The organism is Microbacterium sp. Z11_20 (assembly GCF_057197605.1).
Genome location: NZ_JBXVOQ010000002.1, coordinates 1 through 21176, shown reverse-complemented (window position 1 = coordinate 21176; position 21176 = coordinate 1). Strand labels below are relative to the sequence as shown.

Below are 21176 nucleotides of genomic sequence, written 5' to 3'. Positions count from 1 at the left end.
TCCAAGATTCTGGATATTTTGCAGGTAAAATATGCGTTATCGAGGAAGTATAGACCCTGAAAGCCTCGGGAGCCTCAGGCCGACATTTCGACGAGACGCTGGTGCTGAGGCGGGAGGCTTTCTCGAAGATCGCGTGCGAACCGCTCCCTCTCTGTCGCGCCGCCGATCGTGCCCATCATGCGAGCCAACCGCATCCCCGCCTGGATGTGGTGGCGGGCGAGTTCGCGCGCGACTGCTTCACCGTCCCCCGCCTTTGCCGCGTCCAGGATGGCGCGGTGCTCGGTGAAGCGTTCCTCCCAGAAGCGCGGTAGCCCGGTCGCAAACGCCCATCGGTAACGGCGCACGCCGTCAATCAGGTCGGCGATCGCTCCGAGGAAGACCGGTCCTGCCGGCGCCACCAGCCCCAGGTGGAACGCGACGTGGGGGCGTTCCAGTCTCTCGAAGTCGGCATTGCCGATGTAGTGCGACATTTCGGCCATCAGGCCTTCCAGCCGCGCGAGGTCGTCCATATCCAGGCGCGGAACGGCAACCCTCACGGCAGCCGATTCGAGCGCTATGCGGGCGATCTGTATCTCCCCGAAAGCGCTCATCGAGAGCTCGGGCACTTTCAAGCGACCGTTCGGCAGCACCTGAAGAAGCCCTTCGGCCTGCACCATGCGCACAGCCTCGCGAAAGGGCGTGCGGCGGACACCGAGCAGGTCCATGACGGCGTCCTGCGAATGCAGGGTTCCTTCACGCAGGCGACCCTTGAGGACCGCCTCCCGGAGGCGGTCCCGAACCTCGGGAACCCCGACGGCACCCTGTCCCTTGACGACCGTCACCGCGGTCTCCGCTCCCTTGCCGAGGTGTTGATTCGCACCACAGACGCTCTTATATCGATTGCCACACGCCGCCCCCCGCGAGGGTCAGAGAATGGCGACCGGTCCGGGAGGAGCACCGGCGGACCCCGTGAAGGCGAGGGGCGGCGCAGAGAAGAAGACCTCGTATCGCCCCTCCTCCGCGCAGGCCTGGGACAGCCCCTCGAAGTCGAACATCTCCCCGAGCGCGAGCCCCATGTAGACCAGTGCAGGGATATGGAAGGGCTGGAACGCCCCAGGGAGTTCGTTGGGCCGGACTTCGACGCCCCAGGTGTCGCTAGCGATCGCCGCGATCCCGTGCGAGGCGAGCCACGGCACGGTGTAGTAGCTGAGGCCCGGCGCGTCGCCACCGGCATACGCACCCCACCCCTCGGCGCGGGCGCGCTTGAGCTTGCCCGTCCGCAGCAGGAGGATGTCGCCCTCCCGTATCTCGACCTTTCCGAACTCCGCCGCCGCGTCCAACTGGTCGGCGTCGATGGCGTGCCCATCCTCGAGCCACTCGACTCCGAGTGTGGCGGGCAGGTCGAGGAGCACCGCACGGCCGACCAGAGTCTCGCGCCAGAGTTCGGCCCCGCTGAACTGGGCTCCCGCGGCAGTGACCGTCGAAGACGGGCGCCCGTTGTACATGCGCCCGTCATGGAAGATGTGCGAGAGCACATCCCAGTGTGTCGCGGACTGCAACGGCATCACGATGACGTCGTCAGCGAACCCGAAGCCATGTGGCAGCGGCTCCCCCGCCAGGCGTTGCAGTCCTTCGGCATGATCGGTGCCCGTCGCCGTGGAGTATCGCAGGCAGTTGGTCCGTCCCAGCACCCCGGTCTGCGGTCCGTTCTGGTCGAACGGCAAGCCCAGCCCGACGACACGCCCTGCACGCACGGCATGGGCCGCGCCTCGCACGATCGATGGGGTGATGAGGTTGACCGCTCCGAGCTCGTCGTCGACCCCCCAACGGCCCCAGTTCGAGTACTTCGCGATGTACTCATCGATGGCCTCCGTGGTGACCAGCGGCGTACCAGCACTCATGCGGACACTGCCCTTTCGTAGTCCTCGACGTGCGGATAGATGAGGATCTTGGCGTCCTGCCCCTTGAGGGCTCGCTCCATCGCCCCGAGTCCGTCGTCCAGGGGAAAGCGCGCCGTGACCATGCTGGTCAGGTCGAGCTTCCCCGCGGCGTGCAGCGCGATGACGGCGGGGAACCCACCCCCGAGGTGCCCCAGTGTGAAGTGCATGGATGCTGCCCGGAACATCAGCTTGATCGTGTCCATTTCGACCGGTGCCATGTTCGCCCCGACGGAGACGATCTTGCCGCCCACCGCGATGATCGGAACGATCTGCGGAATCACGAGTCGACCTACGCCCGTCGCGTCCACCGCCATGTCGACACCGGCACCGCAGGTCACCTGGAGCAGCCACTCCTCCGTCCGCCCGGTAGTCGGATCGAAAGTCTCCGTGGCGCCGAGCGCGGAGGCGATCTCCCGCTTGGAAGGGACAGGGTCGATGGAGAGCACGCGGCCCGCTCCCAGCGCGTTCGCCAGTGCGACCGCGGCCAGACCGATGGGACCGGCGCCGAAGACCGCGACGGTGTCGCCGGGGCGGAAGCCCCCGGCGCGGTTGACCATCCCGTTGTATGCGACGCTCGCCGGTTCGACGAGGGCGCCGATGTCGGCCGCCTTGCGCTCGCCGAATCGCTCCGCCACATCCGTCAACGGCCAGCAGTGCCGTTCGTGCGCGACGGACATCGTGGCCGTGCCTCCGTCGAGCGTGAAGCCGCGGTCCCACAGGTTTTCGCAGGCGGCCTTCAGGCCCCGCAGGCACGCGCGGCAGGTTCCGCACTCCACCTGGGCCTCCACGGCGACGAGATCGCCGGGCTTGACGCGGGTCACTTGGCTTCCGACCTCGACCACAACGCCGGAGTTCTCGTGTCCGAGGGCCACAGGAACGCGGAAGGGCGCCGGAAGGTCCATGTACCCGTCCCCGTCAGAGATCACCATATGAAGGTCGCTTCCACAGATGCCGCTGGCGACATTGCGGATCAGGACGTCATGGTCACCCGCGAGTACGGCGTCCGGGCGCTCGGCAACCGCCAGGGTCGGGTTATGAAGAACCTGGTTCGCCAGTCGCACGCGACCGGTTCGTTCCTCCGCAGCGGTGACCCGGTAGCCCTCCTTGGGCTTCCAGTCCGCCGATACCACAAGACCTCTCATGCGCCATTGCCCTCTCATGTGCCTGGATATCCTGAACACCTTATCGGGTTCAATACACGCGAAAGTATACAACTGGCTCAATTGGCGAACAATAGCGAGACGCATGTCCACCTGGTCCCAGCCAGGGAGAACGGCGCCCCGGCTAGACGGCACGGGGCGTCACAGAGGGTGGCCCTCCGCCTACCCGAGCTTCAGGACATCCGACCGGACGCTCGGAGCAAGGCTGGCCATAACGGCCGCCTCGAATTTCTCCCGGCCGGCTGCGCCGTCGGAAGCCTGCGTCAGGTCAGCGAGCAACAACCCCGCCCTCAGGTAGTGCCGAACGAGCTGCGCGACGGCAGCTTCGACGTCCCCGGCGATCGCGGCATCCAGAATCGCCCGATGCTCCGCGGTCCGATTCACCCAGTCGTCGCGCAACTCCACCGCGTGAGCCCACCGATAGCGCCGCACGCGGTCGCTGAGTTCGCCGATCTTCGAGACGATCGTCGAACCAGCGTCGACGATGAGCCCGTGATGGAACTCCAGGTGCGGAGTCTCCACCCGATCGAAGTGATCCGAACTCAAGTAGTGCGACATCTGGGCCATGTATCCCTCGAGATGCGCAAGATCCTCAGGCCTGAGCTTCGGGATCGACAACCGGAGGGCCGCTGACTCGAGGGCGATTCGGGCGACCTGCACCTGTGTGAAATCGTCCATCGAGAGCTCGGGTATGCGGAGCCTCCCGTTCGGAAGCATCTCGATGAGCTGTTCGACCTGAACCATGCGCAGGGCTTCGCGGAACGGCGTCCGGCCCACGTCGAGGAGTTTTCGCACCTCGTCCTGCGCGTACACCGCGCCCGGCCGCAGCTCGGTGCGCAGCACCGCCTGCCGGAGTTGATTCCGCGCCTCCGTGACACCCACCGCCCGATCATCGGATTCGACAGCCATAGGCACGGTCACCTCCCGCTCTCTGCACCGGTCCAAGCAAACATACGACCAGTATGCCAGCGCAGGCGAGGAATATCAGGGAGGCTTCTGTCGACGGCACCAGTCCGGGTGCACGTACGATGTCGCCCATGACGACGATGCTCATCACCGGAGCCAACCGGGGACTCGGCCGCGAAGCCGCCCGACGCCTGATCGACCTCGGACACGATGTGTGGGTGACCGCCCGCGATTCGGAGCGCGGCCGCGAGGCGGCCGATGCGATCGGCGCCCGCTTCGTTCGCCTTGACGTCACAGACGACGAGAGTGTGAACGCAGCGGTCCAGACGGTGCGCCAGGCAGGCACCGGGCTCGATGTCCTCGTCAACAACGCCGGCATCTTCGGGCGATCGGTCGCCGTCGAGGACACGACGGGCGATGACGTCGAGGAGGTGATGCGCACGAATGTTGCGGGCATGGTCCGCGTCACCAACGCGTTCCTTCCCCTCCTGCGCGACAGCGCGGCGCCTGTCATCGTCAATGTCGCGAGTGGCCAGGGATCGATTGTTCTGACCAGCGACCCCACCCGCGACGAGAACGCGAGCAACAATGTGACGTACGCGCCGAGCAAATCGGCGGTTGTCATGCTCACGACGCAATATGCGCGCGCGCTCCCCGGGGTACGGGTCAATGTCATCGACCCGGGCTACACAGCCACCGATCTCAACGATCACAGCGGCCCGCAGACCGTCAGAGAGGGCACCGACGCGATCGTCGCCATGGCCACCATCGGTTCGGACGGGCCGACGGGAACATTCACCGACCGCCACGGGATCGTGCCCTGGTAGAGCGCGCAGGCTCCCTTGAGAACCCACGGGTGCACACGCCGCTGTAGAAGATATACTTCGGCTGTCACGGCATACTTTGGCCGGTGATCACGAGCGAAGGAGCACGCGATGCAAGGCAAGGTGATCGCCGTTACCGGCGCCGCGTCCGGGCTGGGGGAAGCGTGCGCGCACCTTCTCACCGCCCGCGGAGCCACCGTGATCGGCATCGATCGCCACTCGGGTGCGGCCCCGCGCGGCGGCAGCTGGGCGACCTTGGATCTCACCGATGTCGACGCCATCGCCCCCACTCTTCACGATGCTGTCTCCGTTCACGGCCGCCTCGACGGTCTGGTCAACGCCGCCGGCATCATGGACACCCAACGTTTCGACCGGATCACCCCCGACGCTTTCGATCGGGTGTTCGCCGTCAACATCCGCGCTGCGTTCTTCCTCCTCCAGGCCGCGGCCGCGCAGATGGCTCGGTCCGGCGGCGGAAGCGCCGTGCTGTTCTCGTCCACGGCGGGCCGCGCGGGACGCCCTCTCGCCGCCCACTACGCAGCCTCGAAAGCGGCGATCGTCTCACTCGTGAGGTCGACGTCGGTGGCGCTCGCGGAATCGGGAATCCGGGTGAACTGCGTCTCGCCGGGGCTCGTGGAGACCCCCATGCTTCAGGGTATCCGCGTCGCCCGCACGGCCCAGGGGGCCGAGTCGCCCGATGCCGTCCGGCAGGAGTGGGAGAGCCGGATCCCGCTCGGGCGCCTGGGCTCCCCCGCCGAGGTCGCCGAGGTCGTCGCCTTCCTGGTCTCGGACGCCGCCACCTATGTCACCGGGGAAGACCTCGGGATCCACGGCGGACTTCAGGGGTCCTGAGCGCGATAACGCGGGCACGGGTACGACAACGACAACGAAAGGGAGGGACCGGCGATGCGCGGACTCATTCTGACGGCCCAATGGAAGCCCAGGGCAGGCTACGAGGTCACCGCCGCTGAGGAGAGCTCCCGCCGGGCGCGCCACGGCAATCAGGTGTGGTTCAACCCGCGGATGGCGGTGGGGGAACGGCCCGATGCGGCCATCAGGGATGAGCACGACGTCCTCATTCGCAACCGGGTGTGCGGGATCTGCGGGTCGGATGTGCACATGTACGTCCCGGACGCGGACGGGTATCTCAATCATCCGGCGCAGTCGCGCGTACCCATTGCGATCGGGCACGAATATTCTGGCGAGGTCATCGCCGTCGGCAGCGCCGTCACGCGCGTCGCACCGGGCGACCTCGTGGCCGTCGAGGCACAGGTGAACTGCGGACGCTGCCGGCCGTGCCTGCGCGGCATCCCCAGCAGTTGCGACAACATCGAGGACCGCGGCATCACCCTCGACGGGGGAACAGCGACCATGTCCGTCGCCGAGGAACGCTACTGCTGGCCGTTGACCGCCGTCGCGGAGCGGTACGGGGAAGCATTCGCATTGGATGTCGGCGCACTGACCGAGCCCGGTGCGGTCGTTTACAACGGCATGGTCGCGCGCGCTGGCGGCTTCCTCCCCGGAGACACCGTCGCCGTGTTCGGCTGCGGACCCATCGGGCTTGCGGCGGTCGGACTGGCGGGCGCGCTGGGCGCGGGGAAAGTTCTCGCCCTCGAGCCGGAAAAGGTCAAACGCGACATCGCCACCCGGCTGGGAGCCTCGGCGACGTTCGACCCCACCTCCGGCGACGCCGCGTCCTGGCTGATGGATCAGACGGGCGGGGTCGGCGTCGACATGGTCGTGGATGCCAGCGGCGCCGGGTCACGCGTCATGCCGGCGATCTTCGCCTCCATCGCCGTCGGCGCCAAGATCGTCGTCCTCGGCGTCAACAACGGGCCGTTTCCGATGGACACCAATCCCCTGATGTTCCGCTCCGCGTCGATGCACGGCGCCGTGGCTCACCTCGGCGGCGGTTACCCCGCGGTGATCGCCCTGCACGCCGCCGGACGACTGGACTTGACGCCGATGATCACCGGGCGGTTCGCCCTCGAGGACGCGATCGCGGCCATGGACCGCGCCGCGACCGGACGCGACGCCAAGCTGTTCATCCATCCGCAGGGGCTGCCCGCGTAGCGGACCTCAGATGTGGAAGCCGCCGGCGATGTCCAGGACGCTGCCGCTGATATAGCCGATGCCGGGGCTGACGAGGAAGCACACGGTCGAGGTGACCTCGTCCAGCTCGGCGATGCGCCGGATGGCGTGGTAATCCATCATCGTCGATGGCACGTTGTGTGCGGCATCCGCGGCCATGTCGGTGGGCATGACGCCCGGCTGCACGACGTTCACGGTGATGTTTCGCGGGCCGAGGTCACGCGCGACGCCCTTGGCGTACCCGGCGATGGCGGCCTTACTGCCGGCGTAATCGGCGACCCCCGTGAAGGCCACACGGCTGGCGATGGCCGAACCGATGAAGACGATCCGGCCACCGTCGGCGATCACGCGGGAGGCCGCGCGCGTGACGGCCACGACTCCGAGCACATTGGTGTGCCAGAGGTGGTCCAGGTCCTTCCCCCGCAGCTGCGGGTCGTCCACCTTCTGCCCCTGGACGGTGATGGCGGCGTTGTTGATGAGGATGTCGAGCCGCCCGAAGTGGGAGATCACCGCGTCCACCAGCGGCCCCGCGGCGGTCAGGTCGGCCTGGTCACTCTGGATGGCGATCGCTCGGCGGCCGAGCGCTTCGACGAGCCGCACGACATCGCCGGCTTTCTCGGCCGACGCCACGTAGCTGATGGCCACGTCGGCTCCGCGCTCGGCGAGCGCGACGGCCGTGGCCGCTCCCAACCCGCGGGCGCCTCCGGTCACGAGGGCGACCTTTCCGTTCAGTTCATCGGTCATGAGATTCCTTTGCTTGGTTGCTTGGTTGCTTGGTTGCTTATTGGTTGGTGCGCCGCCGGACCAGGCGGCAGCGATCCGAGGGAGGAGAAGTACGTCAGGGGGCCAGTTGGGTGAGCAGCGTCTCCGCATCGTGCATCGACGAAAGGTGGAGGAATCTCCCGTCTCGGATCGTGTACACGGCGAACTCCACGATCTCGAACGACCTGCCTGTGGGCTCCGCCCCGAGCCAGGTCTTGGACGGGGTGCCGGTATTGATCAGGCGCGCGGCGAGGCGTTCACCGTCCACGGCGATCTCCTGCGTGACCCAGTGCATGTCGGGAACGGCGTCGAGGATGCTGTTGAGCTGCTCCACGACTGCCTGTCGCGTGCTCGGCTCACCGTGAAGGGTGATGCGCTCGTGCACGAATTCGTCCATGCGATGCGCCTCGTGCGCATTGAGGACTGTGATGTAGCGGTGATAGAAGTTCCGAAGGTCGTCGGCGACCATGATGTCCTTTCCGGGGGCCACGGCGCCCGCCGGCTCAATGGGGAGCTACGAGAGCGTCAGTTTCGAACCGGGTTACGCGGGGGTCGGCGTTGCGGGCTGTGGCCGAAAACACGGCCGGCGACCGTGGCGTTGAAGGCGGCGATCGGTGCCACCAGGTCGTCGTACGGCTCGTCCTCGGGGCTTTTGAGCCCCCACCCCCGGCTGTAGTTCTCCGAATAAGAGCACCAGTGCCATCCGACGAGCCAGGGCTCGTCGACCACGGCCTCGAATGCGGCGATGTAGTCATCGGCCCGGGCGCGCTGGTCGGCGAGTCCGCTCGCGCGCTGAGGATTGTGCGCCGTGGCGCACCAGTTGCCGATGTCGGCGATGAGCACGGGCTTCCCGCTGCGTTCATGCCATCGGGCCAGGTCGTCTCGCATCCGCCTACGCCCTGCGCGGTCGGCATCCGGGAAGTACTGCACCGACAGGACGTCCACGTAGGGCGCCATGGCATCCAGCACGACATCGGGGATACCCACGTTGCCGTTGTACCGGTCTCCGAGAATCAGATGGTGCGGGTCGTACGCACGGATGGCGTCGTGGATGCTCTGGTAATACCGCTTCGCGACCGCGGCCAGTGCGACCTCATCGCCCGGCTGCTGCCCGGGGAAGTACGCGCCGGTGGCATGCGTGCGCCACGATGGGATGTCGACGAAGAAGTAGCCCACCAGCAGCGGGTCATCGGCGTGGTCGGCCACGAGCGATCTGCCGATGTAGTCGCACCATTGCTGCCACTCCTGCGAGAAGACGTCCGGGAAGGCCGGGTGGAGGTTCCACTCCTCGAACGCGGCGACCGGCAGGGCGATGCAGTACGGCATGCCCGCGGTGGCGAAGTCGGCCCGTGCCCACTGCGGTGAGTGCCGGGCGTCATATGGTGCGTCGTAATCGTTGACCTTCACCTCTCCCAACGCGACGCATTCCGTCGTCCACCCGATCGTGTTGAACCCCCAGCTCGTCAGGTCGGAAACGACGCCTCGCGTGATCCACGACGCGCGCGACCCATACCGCTCCCGCCAGATGTCGAAATTGCTGAGGTACTTGAGGTTCGACTCATCCGCATGGTTGACCGCCAGGCTGAAGAACGGTTCACCCGCCAGGTCGGTGAATGCCCATCGCCCGTCGGTGTCGGCCAGCTGGAAGTACCGCGTCGTGTCCGTGTGCTCGGGTGCCATCACGGTCACAGATTCGTGTTCCCGAGCGTCTCCTGCAGCTCGCGCGGCGCCGGACGCAACGGATCCCGTCCGTCCCAACCGTCGGCGGCGACGGCCAGTGACGACCAGAACTCGTTGAACATGGGGAAGGGACGGTGCACCTCGATCGTGTGCCCGAGGAGGGGCGCATCGAACAGCAGGGAGTCGTGCGGTCCGTTGGACGCTTCGAACAGCAACTCCAGCCCCATGTCTTCGAGACGGGCCCGCTCTGCGGCGAGGTCATCCGTGACGTAGGCGACGTGATTGATGCCGGTGGTTCGCTGGTACGCAGCACCGAGCGCGTCGGCCGGCTCGAGTCGATGCACCTCCTGCAGCTCGACGGAGACCCCACCCCACTGGCCGAAAGCCGCCGAGTGGTCCCAGATGATCGGCCCGCGCGCGTTGCGGAGCAGGGCGATGCGGATGTTGGGCATCAGGAAGAACGGACCGGCCCCTGCGGTGGCCGTGAGGAACTCCACCGTCTCCTCGATGCTCGCCACCGCGTATCCGATGTGGTGGACGGGCCGACCGAGGATGGCCCCGACCTGAGCTCTGTCGACGTCGATGGAGGAAGTCACGGCGGTGCTCCGTTTCACGGTTGATGCGGGCAGGACAGAGCCGACCGTCATGGCGGTCACAGGCTCTCGGGTAGCGCGGGGACGGGCTGGAGCGCGCCGGGCTGGCCGACGTCTCCGCCGTTGATGGCCTCCATGAGGACGCTTTCGGACAGGCGGTCACCGGCGATCTCACCGACCACGCGGCCGCCGAGGAAGACGAGCACGCGATCGCAGACCGCGGCCATCTCTTCGAGGTCGCTCGAGGTGTAGAGGACCACCTTGTCACTGGCGGCCATCTGCGCGATGACCGCGTGCATCTCTTCCTTGGCCCCTACGTCCACGCCGCGCGATGGGTCGTCGAGCAGGATGACGGACGGATCGGCCTCCAGCCACTTGGCGAAGACGATCTTCTGCTGGTTGCCGCCCGACAGCGAGCCCGCCGCCTGCTCAGGCGTGGCCATCGCGATCCGGAGGGTCTGACGCCAATGCTCGGCCCTGCGTCGCATCGCCCCGCGCCCGAGGACGATCCCCATGCGCTTGAGCGGACCGCCGCGCACCGTGCTGATGTTCTCGGCGATCGACACGTCGAGCATGAGGCCGAGACGCTTTCGATCGGCCGGGATGTAGGCGATCCCGGCCTTCACGGCGCGGTTCATCGTCCGCGGCCAGGGACCACCGCCCGGAAGGGTGATGCGGCCCTGGCTGGGGCGTTGCAGTGCGAAGACGACATCGAGCACGCTCCGCGCACCGGATCCTTCCAGACCCGCCAGACCGACCACCTCACCGGGGCTGGCGACGAGATCGATCGGCTCGAGCATGCCCGTAACGGCGATGCCCTCGAGGATGAGGGGTCCCGCCGACGCCGACGCGCCGCTGAAAGCGGCGGAGCTTTGAGACTGCCTCTCCTGGACGGCCGTCTCGCCGAGCATCGCCTGCACGGCTTGTGAGATCGTCATCTCCTCCCGCGGCCGGCGCGGCACGACGACTTCTCCCGACCGCAGGATGGTGATGCGGTCGGCGACGGCGAAGACATCCTCGAGGAAGTGCGAGACGTACACGACGGCGACGCCCCGGTCCCGCAGATTGCGGACGACGCCGAGAAGCCGCTCCGTGTCGGCGGCCTGCAGGGCGGAGGTGGGTTCGTCGAGGATGAGAATCTTCGGGTCTTCCAACAGCGCACGCGCAATCTCGACGAGCTGCTGCTCCCCGAGGCGGAGAGTCCCGAGCGGGCGACTCACGTCCAGGTCCAGCCCGATCGCCTCGAGCACCGGGGCGGCCAGGCGGCGCATGGCCCCGCGGTCGATGGAGATGCCACCGGCGAGCGGTTCGCGGCCGAGGAAGAGGTTCTGCAGCACGTCGAGGTGCGGGAAGAGCGTCAGCTCCTGCGACACGATCGCCACGCCGCGGCGAGCAGCATCCCGGGTGTTCGAGAAGCTCACCGGCTCGCCGTCCAGTTCGAGCGTGCCCTCGTCGGGGTAGGCCGCTCCCACGAGGACTTTGATGAGGGTGGACTTTCCCGCTCCGTTGGCACCGAGCAGGGCGTGCACCTCGCCGGGGGCGATATCGAAATCGACGCCAGCGAGGGCCTTCACTCCACCGTAGGTCTTGTGTAGATCTCTGACCGTGTACATGAGGTCCTCGCTGACGTCGCTTCGATGATTCCGATTACTTCCAGGCGTCCGTGATCGGAGCAGCCTTGGGCATTCCGTCGGCGAACAGCTCGTCCACGAGCGGCTGGTAGAACGTCGCCGGGTCGTTCTCGCGCATGTCGACCTCATCCACATTGGCCGGCGTGAACAGCGAGCCACCGGTCGAGACGAATCCTTCCGGAAGCTCCTCGCCGCGGGCGGCCATGGTGAGCATGCGCGCGGTGGTGTAGCCCATCAGCCACGTGTTGGCGGACTGGACGGCGGTGACCAGGCCGTCCTCCAGACCCGCCACACCCTCGGCGGTGAGTTCCATGGCGCCCAGAGCGAAGTCGTATCCGCGCTCTTTCTTCAGGCGGTACAGGCTCTGGCCATCGGGCTCGCAGGTGCCGGCGGCAAGGATGGCGTCGGGTTCGGCCGTCAGCGCAGACGACCACCGGTCCTGGTTCTCCTTGACCGAGGGGGCGGTGACCACCGTCACGACGTTGGCGTTGGGCAGCAGTTCCTCGACGGCGTCGACGAAACCCGCCAGCCGCAGGGCGACGGTTCCGGTCGTGTCGGCCGTGCACGGGCCGAGAAGCACGGTGCCGGTGCTGGATTCCGGAAGGCCCGCCTCCTTGATGGTCGCCTCCATGAGCGCCTTCGACTGGCCGCGGTCGTTGTAGCCGACCGTCGTCTTGACAGCGGCGGCGGCGGCGTCCTCCTCCGCGGAGGTGGGGCGCTCACTGAACGCGATGACCTTGCCGTCCAGCTGCTCGGCGGCATCCTTCATCGTGCGCACCCACAGGTCGGGGGGCTGCGGGGTGAAGCCGACCGCATCCGGCTGAGTCGCGAGAAGGTCGCGGATCTGCTTCTGGGCGATCTCAGCGTCGTAGGCGGGCGGTCCGGTGACGGTCAGGTCGACGTTGCCATCCTCCGCACCGAAGTCCTTCGCCCCTTGCATCTCCTCCTGGTAGTACTTCGCGGCCGTGTGCAGCACCGTCATAGCGACGACGACTTCCCCGTCGCCTCCGCCCGAGCCGGCCTCCGACCCGTTGTCGCTGGCGCAGCCGGCGAGGCCGGCGGTGAGCGTCAGAGCGGCAAGGCCGGCGAGAGTGCGCGTCGTCCTACCGAAGTTGTTCCTATTCATGCGTCTGAGTTCTCCTTTGACTCGTTCGTGCGTGATCTGGGGGAAGGCGTGTCGCCGATCAGCGGCGCCGTGCGTCGCGGCGACGCCGGAGCACCGCATCCGAGCAGACGGCGATGACCACCACGGCGCCCGTGACGAAGCTCGTCCAGTTCGGGTCGACGCGGAAGAAGACCATGCCGCTGTTGATCACCGCGACGATCAGTGCTCCGATGAGGGCTCCGGGCACGGTGCCTGTGCCTCCGCTGATCGCCGTTCCACCGATGATGGCCGCCGCGATCACCTGCATCTCGAAGCCCACCCCGACCGACGGGTCGGCGCCCTGGTAGTACGCCAGGCTCAGGATGCCGGCGACTCCGGCGAGACCGCCGGTGAGCATGAGCGCGTACAGCCGGATGCGCCGCGTGGGGATCCCGGAGAACTCCGCCGCCTGGTAGTTCGAGCCGCTGGCGCGAACCATGGCGCCGAAGCGCGTCTTCTTGAAGATGAAGGTGAGGATGACGCCGAGGAGGAGCGCCGCCCACGCCGCGGCGGGCAGCCCCAGCACGTTCTCGCCGAGCACGCTGAAAAAGCTCGAATCCAGCGGCAACCCCGTGGCGGGGCTTCCCCCGGTGATCACCTGGACCAGACCGCGATACGCCGTGAACGTGCCCAGCGTGATGATGATCACCGGCACGCGGAAGATGTTCGCGAGGAGGCCGTTGATCGCGCCCAGACCGATCGCGACCACAATGGCCAGTCCCGCCGCGATCCACGGGTCGATCGACGTCATCCACTCCGCCGCGAGGATGATCGCCACGGCGTAGGTGCCGCCGACGGACAGGTCGATCTCGGTCATCGCCAGCAGGAACACCATCCCGTAGGCGGTGATTGCGACGAGGCACGCGGTGCGGAGCGTGGCCAGCAGGACGTCCTCATCGAGGAAGCGGGGCTGAAACGCACCGATGATCAGGACCAGCGCCAGCAGGGCGAGCAGCGGACCGAGCTCGTCGAACGACAAGAGCCGGCGCAGCGTCGTCTGCTGTCGGTCACGGCCGAAGGGCGCGTCGGTGCGGACAGTCGGCAACGTGTCGGTCGGTGCCGCTGTAGTACCTCGAGTCTGATCCATCTCTCCCTCGATCTCGTACGCCGTTGTTACGAGCGGGTCCCACTCATGACTTCATAGTATACGAATCCCCTATGAGTCGTCAAAGCGGGGTTCATATACTCCAAGCGGTTAGTACACCTATAAGCTCCATGATATCCGGGCGTGCATTCTTCGCACCTGACGTGAAAGTGATTGTGGCATGCATAACATTTCTGATCGCGACGGCGCGGTTGGCGGCGGCCTCGACGACCTCTCGAGCGACTCTCCTCACGAGACCGTGAGCGGTGTGTCCGTCTTCCATGTCGGCTTGACAGTGAGCGACCTGGACGCGGCGATCGACTTCTTCACCTCCTGCTTCGGGATGGAACTCGTCCACGTGCAGGTGCAGGACAACGCCTACTCGCGTCTTCTCGTCGGCGAGCCCGAGGCTCGATTCCGGATCGCTCAGTTGCGTTTCACGGATGGCCCGCGGCCCAGGAGCGGCCACGTCGTCGAACTCATCTCCTATGACGAGCCCGAACTCGCGCCGCTCGCCCTGCGGAACCCCCAGCCCGGCGCGATGCATCTGGCTTTTCTCGTGCCCGACATCCGTCCGGTCTTCGCCCGCGTCACGGCGCGGGGCGCGATCCCCCTTTCGGAGCCTGTCGCGATCACCGCGGGGATAAATGCCGGCGGCTGGGCGTGCTACCTGAGGGGCCCCGATGGCATCACCATCGAACTCCTGCAGCGCCCATCCGCGCGCGCCGAGAGCCGCACGGTCTGAGGCGGGGAGGGGACGCCGCATGGGTGATGCGACAGCCCCGAAGACGGGCGCGGAGAAGACCGTCTCCGCTGGGGCAGAGGCTGACCACGATGAATGAATTTCTCGTGCGCATGGAGGTGCAGATCCCCGAGTGGGTCTCGCCATCCGAGGTGCACCATCTCCGGCGGCGAGTTCGCGAGTCCCTCGCCGCGCTGGCGGGGCAGGGCTCCCTGCTGCGCGTGTGGGGCGTACCGAGTCGCTGGGTCACCTGGGGGTTGTGGCGCGCGAGGAACACGGCGGAACTGGATGCGATCTTGGCGACTCTGCCGCTGCGCTCCTTCACCGAGATCACCGTGCATGAGACGGAGCGGCATCCCGCCGACGCCGGCACCGAGGTGGAAGCTTCTCGCCCCGTCCACCCCGCTGTCACGGCGGAGCGCTGAGCGCAAGCGCCCGTCCTGGTCAGCGCTGAGCCAGGGCCACGTCGTGCTGGTCTCGGGCCAGGGCCGACCTGTCGACGCCGGGCGCGGCTGCGGCGAGCATCATGAGCTTCTCGGCATCGCAGTAACAGCGGACCCGGGCGAATGGCTGCGTGTTTCCCATGAGGAGCAATAACCTTCTGCGGCTCGGACCTACTCCAGCCGTCACTGAGCCGGGGGCAGACCCCGAGGAGGTGGGCAACCGCTTCCGGGTGCTCACCTCCTCGGGCTGCGGGAGATCAGCTCTTGCCGATGCGCAGGCTGGTGATCAGCACGGCACCCACGAGGACGGCGATCGCACCCACGACGAAGGGCCCGCTGGCGGCCACGTTGTCTACGAGGAGGCCGCCGACCACACCGCCGACCGCCACTGAGACGTTGGAGGTCGTGACGATGAGGCCACCCACCTGCTCGAGGCGCGTCGGTTCCGCGCGCGCACCCCAGGTGAGCATCGCGGTCGGCGTGCCCCCGAACCCGATCCCCCACAGCACCGCACCGATGAACAGCCCGAGCGTCGATCCACCCAGCACCAGGGCCACGAGGAGTCCGAGACCGATCAGGGCCGGGAACAGGAGCACCGCGACACGCAGAGCGCGATCCGCCAGCGGTCCGGCCAGTGCCGCACCGACCAGGTTGGCGACACCGAAGATGCCCAGGAGCAGGGCGAGACCGCCGGCGTCGATTCCGGAGATGAACTCGGCGGCGGGGCGGATGTAGGTGAACCCACTGAAGTGGCCGCCGAAGATCAGGAGCATCGCGAGGAGCCCGGCGAGCATCGTGCCCGAACGCAGCACCCGACCGAGAGCACGAAGACCGTGGCTCTGAGCAGGCGTCACGTGCGGAAGGCTCACCAACTGGGCGATGAGAGCGACAGCCGACACGACCGCGGCGAGCATGAACGAGCCGCGCCATCCCCAGAACTCGCCTAGCCACGCCCCGAGCGGAACCGCGATGACGGTGGCGAGCGCGACACCGGTGTTGATGATCGTCAGCGCGCGGCCCAGGTGGTCGGCACTCACGAGGTGAGCGGCCACGGCCGTGGCCAGTGCCCAGAATCCACCGAACGCCACGCCGAGGAGAATCCTCGACAGCATCACGAGTTCAAAGTTGGGCGCGATGGCCACCAGAAGGTCGGAGACGATTGCGAGAGCCGTCAGCACGATCATCACGCGGCGGCGATCGGCGCGCGGCAGGATCGCCGGGAGCAACAGAGCCGTCAACGCTGCGGCGAGGGCCGTCACCGTGACCATCTGCCCGGCGGTGCCCGTGGTGATTCCGAGGTCGTCGCTGATGCGGGGCAGCACGCTCGCCGGCAGGAACTCCGCCATGACGAACGAGAAGATCGCGACGCCGAGTGCGACGACGCCGCCCCACGCTGGCTTGTGCGGGGTCGACCGCTCGGTCGACAAGTTTGCGGTGGTCAACTTCTTCTCCTGAGTGTGAATAGGGTGGCGCGGGTTGCTGCCATCCACCGCTCGAACCGCACCCGGACGGGTTCGATTCCGCGGGAGAGGGGCCCTGCTGAACCCCCGGATACACGGGGAGCTGGTTGAGCCCGGGAGGCGCTCGTAGCTTGTCTTCTGCCCCACCCGGGCACGGAAAACAGAAGAAGAAGGAAGCAACATGTCTGACATCGAGACCATGCGTCGCTGGTACGAGCGCTATATCGCGGACCTCAACGCCCACAAGTTCGACGGCATGGATGAGTTCATCAACGACACCACGACGCTGAACGGCGTACCGGCGACCCGTGATGTGCTCCTCACCGTGCAGAAGGCCGACGTGGAGGCGGTTCCCGACCTCCATTGGGAACTGCACGAACTGCTGTTCGACGGTGACCGTCTCGCCGCGCGCCTCACCAACACGGGCACTCCCGTAACGGAGTGGCTCGGCGTCCCGGCCTCGGGCAAGTCGTTCTCCATCACGGAGTACGCCATCTACGAGGTGCGTGACGGCCGCTTCATCCACATGACGGCGCTCCACGACGCCGGCACCATGAAGCGGCAGCTCGCGGCCTGACAGCCGGAACCGGCATCGACGACCATGACCGTCACACTCATCACCGGCGGAGCTCGCGGCATCGGCCTCGAAACCGCCAAGCAGCTTCTGGGTGTGGGCCACACCGTTTACATCGGAGATCGCGACATCGCGGCGGGGGAAAGGGCAGCGGCCGACATCGGTGCGCGGTTCGTCCCGCTCGATGTCACCGACGACGCATCGGTGAACGCCGCCATCGTTACGATCTCGGCGGCCGAACCGCGCCTGGACGTCTTGGTGAACAACGCGGGGATCCACGGCGACGGGGTTATCGATGCCGCCACGGCCCTCCGGGTCTTCGACACCAACGCGGTGGGCTGGGTGCGCGTGACGGAGGCGGCTCTGCCTCTCCTCCGTGCGTCCGCCCACCCCACCGTCGTCACCGTGTCCAGCAGCGCGGGGTCGTTCTGGGCCGTCACCAACCCGGAGCGACCGGAGTACGCCGTCGCACTGCCGTTGTACTCCGCATCCAAATCGGCCATCACGATGCTGACGGTGCAGTACGCGAAGGCCTATCCCGAGATCAAGTTCAACGCCGTGGAACCCGGCACGACCGCCACGGAGATGACGGCCGCCCTGCAGGTCGACGGGAGACCGGCTGCCGAAAGCGCGCGCGTTGTCGTCCGACTGGCGACCCTCGCTCCCGACGGCCCCACAGGGACCTTGCAGGACGACCACGGCATCTTGCCCTGGTAGTCAGCGGACACGCGTGAACCTGACGGAAACGCCCGGGAGAGAATCTCTTCCGGGCGTTTTCGCGTCGACTCACCGCGCGACGTGGTCAGACGGACGGGGAGACTTGTCTCTCCGACCATGCCTGTTGCAGCGCATCCGCCATGAGCTGGGTGGGCTGCACGCCGGCCACCCCGTACCTGCCGTCGATCACGAAGAAGGGGACGCTCGTGATCCCGTAGGCTCCGGCAGCCGCTTCGTCGGCGTGGACAGCGTCCACATACTCCCCCGCTTCGATGGACCGGACGGCGTCCGCGCGATCCAGGCCGAGCTCGTCGGCGATCTGCCCGAGCGTCTCGACGTCGGAGACGTTGCGACCCTGCGAGAAGTAGGCGACGAACAGCGCCTCCTCCGCCTCGGGCTGCTTCCCGCGCGCCTTGGCGTAGTGGATCAACTGGTGGGCCAGAGACGTGTTGGTGAGCAGGGCGGTGTCGAAGTTGATGTCGAGCCCGATGCTCCGGCCGCGCACCGTGACGCGCGCCAGAAGCGCGGTGGCCTCGCTCTCGCTCATCCCCTTGCTCTCGACGTTGAAGTCGAAGACCGACTGCGTCGGCCCGATCGGGAGGTCCGGCTGGAGCTCGAAGCTGTGGAACTCGACCTCGACCGCCCGGCCCTCGCCGAAGCCGGCGGCCTCGAACGAGCGAACCGCCTCCTCGAGACGACGCTTGCCGATGTAGCACCACGGGCACATCACGTCGGCCCAGACATCCACTTTTACTCGGGGATTGCCGCGCGATGCGGCGGTGAGTGAACTCACTTCTGTTCCTCTCAACGGACGATGCGTTGTGCGCGCTGCAGGTTTCGGACGAGGTCCTCGCGGTTCTGCCCATCCACGATGTGGCGCCACATCGGTGTGCCGGGGGAACTGCGCCAGGACTCGCTCAGCGGGCTGTCGTCGACGGCATCGAAACCGAGGTCGTCGTAGAAGCGCGTCAGGAGCTCGACGGCTTCCGGGTAATCGCTCGAGACGACCAGCGCCTTCCGGTCCGGGGCGCCGGCAGGCCGGGCCAGCCGCACGATGGCCGGCAGCGCGTCGCTGGGTACGCGGATCTGGAAACGCTCGTGGAACTGGATGTGACTGAACGCCTTGACGACCATCGATCGAGGCAGCTGCTCCTGACGCAACTCATGGATCGTCTTGAGGCCCGAGTCCACCTCCGGGTAGTTGCCGTCGCGCCAGACCATGTAGTTGTTGTTGTCGATGACAACCTTCCCCGCGAGTTCCTCGACCGGAAGGATGTCATTTGGCGTGTACGGGAAGGCCAGGAACGCGAAGTCCCCAGCGGCGGCGGCTTCTGCCGCGGTGGCGGCACGCGCCTGGGGGCCGAGCTCGGCGACGAGACCTCTGAGGGTCTGGGGTCCGCGCGAGTTGGCGATGACGACGTCATAGCCCGCCCTGATGGCGACGCGGGCGAGCGTGCTTCCCGCCTGGCCGGCGCCGAGAATTCCGATGGTCGTCATGGGTTCTCCTCGCGCCGGGCACGCAGAACCGCGCCCAGCGGGTTGTTCGGGTCGGTCATGGTACGAAAGTACGGCCCCCGCGGGGCAGTGGCTCCCCGGAGAGGGGGCCCTGTCTCCCCCCTGGATCCATCCGTAGGGCTTACGTAGTTGCACGGATGATCGGTTCGCCGCTGCGGGGGTGAATGGATGAGTGCTTCCCCCGGCTGATCTTCCTCCCCTTGCCCGCGCCCGCGCTCCGCGAAAGCGGGTGCGCACGGCCATCGCTGTCGCCGGCGCCGTCGTGGCCCTCTCGTTGACAACCATGCCGGTGCCGGCCTTCGCGCTCACCCCCATCGGGCCGGCCGCGGCATCGGCGTCGGCCGAGGACGTGCCGTTCTACGTGGTCCAACCCGCCGTCAACGGCGAGCCGGAGTTCCTCTTCGCCATCGCTCAGCGTTTCCTGGGCGACGGAGAGCGGTTCCGGGAGATCTTCGCCCTGAACGAGGGCCGCGTCCAGCCGGACGGCCTGGCGATGACCGACCCGGCCGTGCTGAACCCCGGATGGATCCTGCAGATGCCGCCCGACGCACGTGGCGACGGACTTCAGATGGGACCTCCGATCTCGGATTTCCAGCCGGACAGCCCACTCCCCCCAGCGACGTCCGAGGGGACGAATCCCGGCGGCGGTACGGATGCGGGCGAATCGATCCCGGCCGAGCGGCCCGGAGCGGCAGCATCCGACGCAGCCGTTGCTCCCGCCACTGTCGCCCTCATCGGGGGCCTCATCGCGGCCGCGCTCGTGGCGCTCGCCGCCGCCGCCTTCCTCGTGCTGCGGATGCGCCGTCGCCGGACGTCCGCCGCACGGGGCGTCACACTTCGGGCAGACCGTTCGTCTTCGTGGATCGTGGACAGTGCCTTGAAGATCCTCGTGGCCGCCTGCGCGCGCGAGGGCGTGCGCTTCCCGGGGCTGTACATGGTGACCGTGGACGACGGAGCCGTCCACCTCCTCCTGACGGCGCCCGCCGCCACCGCACCCATCGGGTGGACCGCCTCGGCCGACGGGCGAACGTGGACCACGTCGCTCGCGCACCTCCAGTCGCAGCCCGTCCCACCGGGCACCGATTCATCCTTCTCGCGCCTGGTCTCCCTGGGCATGACCGCGTCCGGAGGCGTGCTCCTGGACTTCTCGCGCGCCGGCGGGCCGGTCAGCATCGACGGGCCCGCCGCAGAGGTCGACGAGGTGATCGACGCGTGGGTCGCCGAGCTCACCACGAGCCCCTGGTCCGACCCCAATCAGCGGGTCGTCAGGGCCGGCGGACGCGAGGAGAACGCAGAGCGGAGCGTGGATTCCTTGCTCGCCCGACTCGAACAGGAGGGCAGCGGCATCGTTGTGCTGGAGAGCACCCCATCCCGCGCGCAGGCGGAGGTCTTGCGGAGCCTCTTCGGCTCTCCCGACTTCTCCTGGGTGGTGCTCGTCAAAGGCGGCTTCAGCGCAGCGCTATGGCGCTTCACCGTGCGCGACGGCCTGCTCACCAGCGGCTTGCTCCCCGACGTGCGCTACGCAGCAACGCGCAGCGCTCCCGAGCCGGCCCGCTCCTGATCCCCCCGACGGCCGGCCCCAGTCCGGCCCTGAAGAAAGAAGGCACACCATGGCCAACCTGAACGTCACGTACGACGAGATGAGGGATGCATCCACCCGTCTCAAGGCCGGTGAAGAGGAGATCAACGCGCGCCTCGCCCAGCTCAAGAGCCTCGTCGACAGCCTGGTCTCCGGAGGGTACGTCACCGACAAGTCATCGGTGGCCTTCGATCGGGGCTATTCCGAATTCACCGACGGTGCGAAGAAGACCATCTCCGGCCTGGACGGGATGAGCACCTACCTGACGAAGGCGGCCGAGCTGCTCCAGCAGACCGATAACGACCTCGCCAACGCCCTGCAGAAGAAGTAACCCCTTCCCCCCCCCCCCCCC

At 67.4% G+C, this 21176-nt stretch carries 24 protein-coding genes; 9 read left to right on the top strand and 15 right to left on the bottom strand.

All coding sequences use genetic code 11. The annotated features are described in order from the left end of the window. Nucleotides 1–74: 74 nt before the first annotated feature. From AC2DFQ_RS05040 to AC2DFQ_RS05025, 4 genes are all read right to left on the bottom strand, one after another. On the bottom strand, nucleotides 75–821 hold the full coding sequence (locus AC2DFQ_RS05040) for a GntR family transcriptional regulator (RefSeq protein ID WP_484508099.1): 747 nt from the start codon (nucleotides 819–821) through the stop codon (nucleotides 75–77). Between the two features lie 84 nt (nucleotides 822–905). After that, nucleotides 906–1880: a cyclase family protein gene (locus tag AC2DFQ_RS05035; protein ID WP_484533146.1), complete on the bottom strand. Its 975-nt coding sequence runs from the start codon at nucleotides 1878–1880 to the stop codon at nucleotides 906–908. Then, on the bottom strand, nucleotides 1877–3061 hold the full coding sequence (gene iolM, locus AC2DFQ_RS05030) for a scyllo-inosose 3-dehydrogenase (protein ID WP_484533145.1): 1185 nt from the start codon (nucleotides 3059–3061) through the stop codon (nucleotides 1877–1879). Before iolM (AC2DFQ_RS05030) ends, AC2DFQ_RS05035 begins: the two co-directional genes overlap by 4 nt. Nucleotides 3062–3241: 180 nt before the next feature. Then, complete coding sequence (locus AC2DFQ_RS05025) at nucleotides 3242–3988, bottom strand: GntR family transcriptional regulator (RefSeq protein ID WP_484508096.1); 747 nt, start codon at nucleotides 3986–3988, stop codon at nucleotides 3242–3244. 128 nt (nucleotides 3989–4116) lie between these two features. Between AC2DFQ_RS05025 and AC2DFQ_RS05020 the strand changes: the two genes are divergently transcribed. The 3 genes from AC2DFQ_RS05020 to iolM (AC2DFQ_RS05010) all read left to right on the top strand — a co-directional run bounded on the left by AC2DFQ_RS05020 (nucleotide 4117) and on the right by iolM (AC2DFQ_RS05010) (nucleotide 6882). Further along, nucleotides 4117–4812 carry an SDR family NAD(P)-dependent oxidoreductase gene (locus AC2DFQ_RS05020; RefSeq protein WP_484508095.1) on the top strand — a complete coding sequence of 232 codons (696 nt, stop codon included), beginning with the start codon at nucleotides 4117–4119 and terminating at the stop codon, nucleotides 4810–4812. Nucleotides 4813–4920: 108 nt separating this feature from the next. Continuing rightward, the gene (locus tag AC2DFQ_RS05015) at nucleotides 4921–5661 is read left to right on the top strand and encodes an SDR family NAD(P)-dependent oxidoreductase (RefSeq protein WP_484508094.1); all 741 of its coding nucleotides are present in this window, start codon (nucleotides 4921–4923) and stop codon (nucleotides 5659–5661) included. Nucleotides 5662–5715: 54 nt separating this feature from the next. After that, on the top strand, nucleotides 5716–6882 hold the full coding sequence (gene iolM, locus AC2DFQ_RS05010) for a scyllo-inosose 3-dehydrogenase (protein ID WP_484508093.1): 1167 nt from the start codon (nucleotides 5716–5718) through the stop codon (nucleotides 6880–6882). 6 nt (nucleotides 6883–6888) lie between these two features. Here the strand turns inward: iolM (AC2DFQ_RS05010) and AC2DFQ_RS05005 are convergent, their stop codons facing one another. From AC2DFQ_RS05005 to AC2DFQ_RS04975, 7 genes are all read right to left on the bottom strand, one after another. Continuing rightward, entirely contained in the window at nucleotides 6889–7644 is a 756-nt protein-coding gene (locus AC2DFQ_RS05005; protein WP_484508092.1) for an SDR family NAD(P)-dependent oxidoreductase, read from the bottom strand. A gap of 94 nt (nucleotides 7645–7738) precedes the next feature. After that, on the bottom strand, nucleotides 7739–8152 hold the full coding sequence (locus AC2DFQ_RS05000; RefSeq protein ID WP_484533144.1) for an ester cyclase: 414 nt from the start codon (nucleotides 8150–8152) through the stop codon (nucleotides 7739–7741). A gap of 35 nt (nucleotides 8153–8187) precedes the next feature. Then, nucleotides 8188–9351 carry an agarase gene (locus AC2DFQ_RS04995; protein ID WP_484533143.1) on the bottom strand — a complete coding sequence of 388 codons (1164 nt, stop codon included), beginning with the start codon at nucleotides 9349–9351 and terminating at the stop codon, nucleotides 8188–8190. Next, nucleotides 9348–9938 carry a VOC family protein gene (locus tag AC2DFQ_RS04990; RefSeq protein ID WP_484533142.1) on the bottom strand — a complete coding sequence of 197 codons (591 nt, stop codon included), beginning with the start codon at nucleotides 9936–9938 and terminating at the stop codon, nucleotides 9348–9350. Before AC2DFQ_RS04990 ends, AC2DFQ_RS04995 begins: the two co-directional genes overlap by 4 nt. A gap of 56 nt (nucleotides 9939–9994) precedes the next feature. After that, a complete protein-coding gene (locus AC2DFQ_RS04985) occupies nucleotides 9995–11548 on the bottom strand; it encodes a sugar ABC transporter ATP-binding protein (RefSeq protein WP_484533141.1) in 1554 nt (517 codons plus the stop codon). Nucleotides 11549–11582: 34 nt separating this feature from the next. Continuing rightward, the gene (locus AC2DFQ_RS04980) at nucleotides 11583–12692 is read right to left on the bottom strand and encodes a sugar ABC transporter substrate-binding protein (RefSeq protein ID WP_484508087.1); all 1110 of its coding nucleotides are present in this window, start codon (nucleotides 12690–12692) and stop codon (nucleotides 11583–11585) included. A gap of 58 nt (nucleotides 12693–12750) precedes the next feature. Continuing rightward, nucleotides 12751–13797 (bottom strand): ABC transporter permease, encoded by a 1047-nt coding sequence (locus AC2DFQ_RS04975; protein ID WP_484508086.1) that lies wholly within the window; start codon nucleotides 13795–13797, stop codon nucleotides 12751–12753. A 178-nt stretch (nucleotides 13798–13975) separates the two neighbouring features. Here AC2DFQ_RS04975 and AC2DFQ_RS04970 point away from each other — a divergent pair, with 178 nt between their 5' ends. Continuing rightward, nucleotides 13976–14539: a VOC family protein gene (locus tag AC2DFQ_RS04970; RefSeq protein ID WP_484508085.1), complete on the top strand. Its 564-nt coding sequence runs from the start codon at nucleotides 13976–13978 to the stop codon at nucleotides 14537–14539. An 89-nt stretch (nucleotides 14540–14628) separates the two neighbouring features. Continuing rightward, nucleotides 14629–14961, top strand: a complete 333-nt coding sequence (locus AC2DFQ_RS04965; RefSeq protein ID WP_484508084.1) for a muconolactone Delta-isomerase family protein — start codon at nucleotides 14629–14631, stop codon at nucleotides 14959–14961. Between the two features lie 19 nt (nucleotides 14962–14980). Here the strand turns inward: AC2DFQ_RS04965 and AC2DFQ_RS04960 are convergent, their stop codons facing one another. Beyond that, nucleotides 14981–15121 carry a hypothetical protein gene (locus AC2DFQ_RS04960; RefSeq protein ID WP_484533140.1) on the bottom strand — a complete coding sequence of 47 codons (141 nt, stop codon included), beginning with the start codon at nucleotides 15119–15121 and terminating at the stop codon, nucleotides 14981–14983. A 115-nt stretch (nucleotides 15122–15236) separates the two neighbouring features. Then, nucleotides 15237–16421 carry an MFS transporter gene (locus tag AC2DFQ_RS04955; RefSeq protein WP_484508082.1) on the bottom strand — a complete coding sequence of 395 codons (1185 nt, stop codon included), beginning with the start codon at nucleotides 16419–16421 and terminating at the stop codon, nucleotides 15237–15239. A gap of 199 nt (nucleotides 16422–16620) precedes the next feature. Here AC2DFQ_RS04955 and AC2DFQ_RS04950 point away from each other — a divergent pair, with 199 nt between their 5' ends. Then, the gene (locus AC2DFQ_RS04950) at nucleotides 16621–17016 is read left to right on the top strand and encodes an ester cyclase (RefSeq protein WP_484533139.1); all 396 of its coding nucleotides are present in this window, start codon (nucleotides 16621–16623) and stop codon (nucleotides 17014–17016) included. Nucleotides 17017–17040: 24 nt separating this feature from the next. Then, complete coding sequence (locus AC2DFQ_RS04945) at nucleotides 17041–17730, top strand: SDR family NAD(P)-dependent oxidoreductase (protein WP_484533138.1); 690 nt, start codon at nucleotides 17041–17043, stop codon at nucleotides 17728–17730. Between the two features lie 85 nt (nucleotides 17731–17815). Here AC2DFQ_RS04945 and AC2DFQ_RS04940 read toward each other — a convergent pair whose 3' ends face one another. Both AC2DFQ_RS04940 and AC2DFQ_RS04935 read right to left on the bottom strand, forming a co-directional pair. Further along, nucleotides 17816–18523: a DsbA family oxidoreductase gene (locus tag AC2DFQ_RS04940; RefSeq protein WP_484533137.1), complete on the bottom strand. Its 708-nt coding sequence runs from the start codon at nucleotides 18521–18523 to the stop codon at nucleotides 17816–17818. A gap of 11 nt (nucleotides 18524–18534) precedes the next feature. Then, nucleotides 18535–19227, bottom strand: coding sequence for an NADPH-dependent F420 reductase (locus AC2DFQ_RS04935; RefSeq protein WP_484533136.1), 693 nt, complete (start codon nucleotides 19225–19227; stop codon nucleotides 18535–18537). A 247-nt stretch (nucleotides 19228–19474) separates the two neighbouring features. On the opposite strand from AC2DFQ_RS04935, the gene AC2DFQ_RS04930 reads away from it, so the two are divergent. Continuing rightward, on the top strand, nucleotides 19475–20806 hold the full coding sequence (locus AC2DFQ_RS04930; RefSeq protein ID WP_484533135.1) for a LysM peptidoglycan-binding domain-containing protein: 1332 nt from the start codon (nucleotides 19475–19477) through the stop codon (nucleotides 20804–20806). A 49-nt stretch (nucleotides 20807–20855) separates the two neighbouring features. Next, on the top strand, nucleotides 20856–21155 hold the full coding sequence (locus AC2DFQ_RS04925) for a WXG100 family type VII secretion target (protein WP_484508076.1): 300 nt from the start codon (nucleotides 20856–20858) through the stop codon (nucleotides 21153–21155). Nucleotides 21156–21176 lie beyond the last annotated feature (21 nt).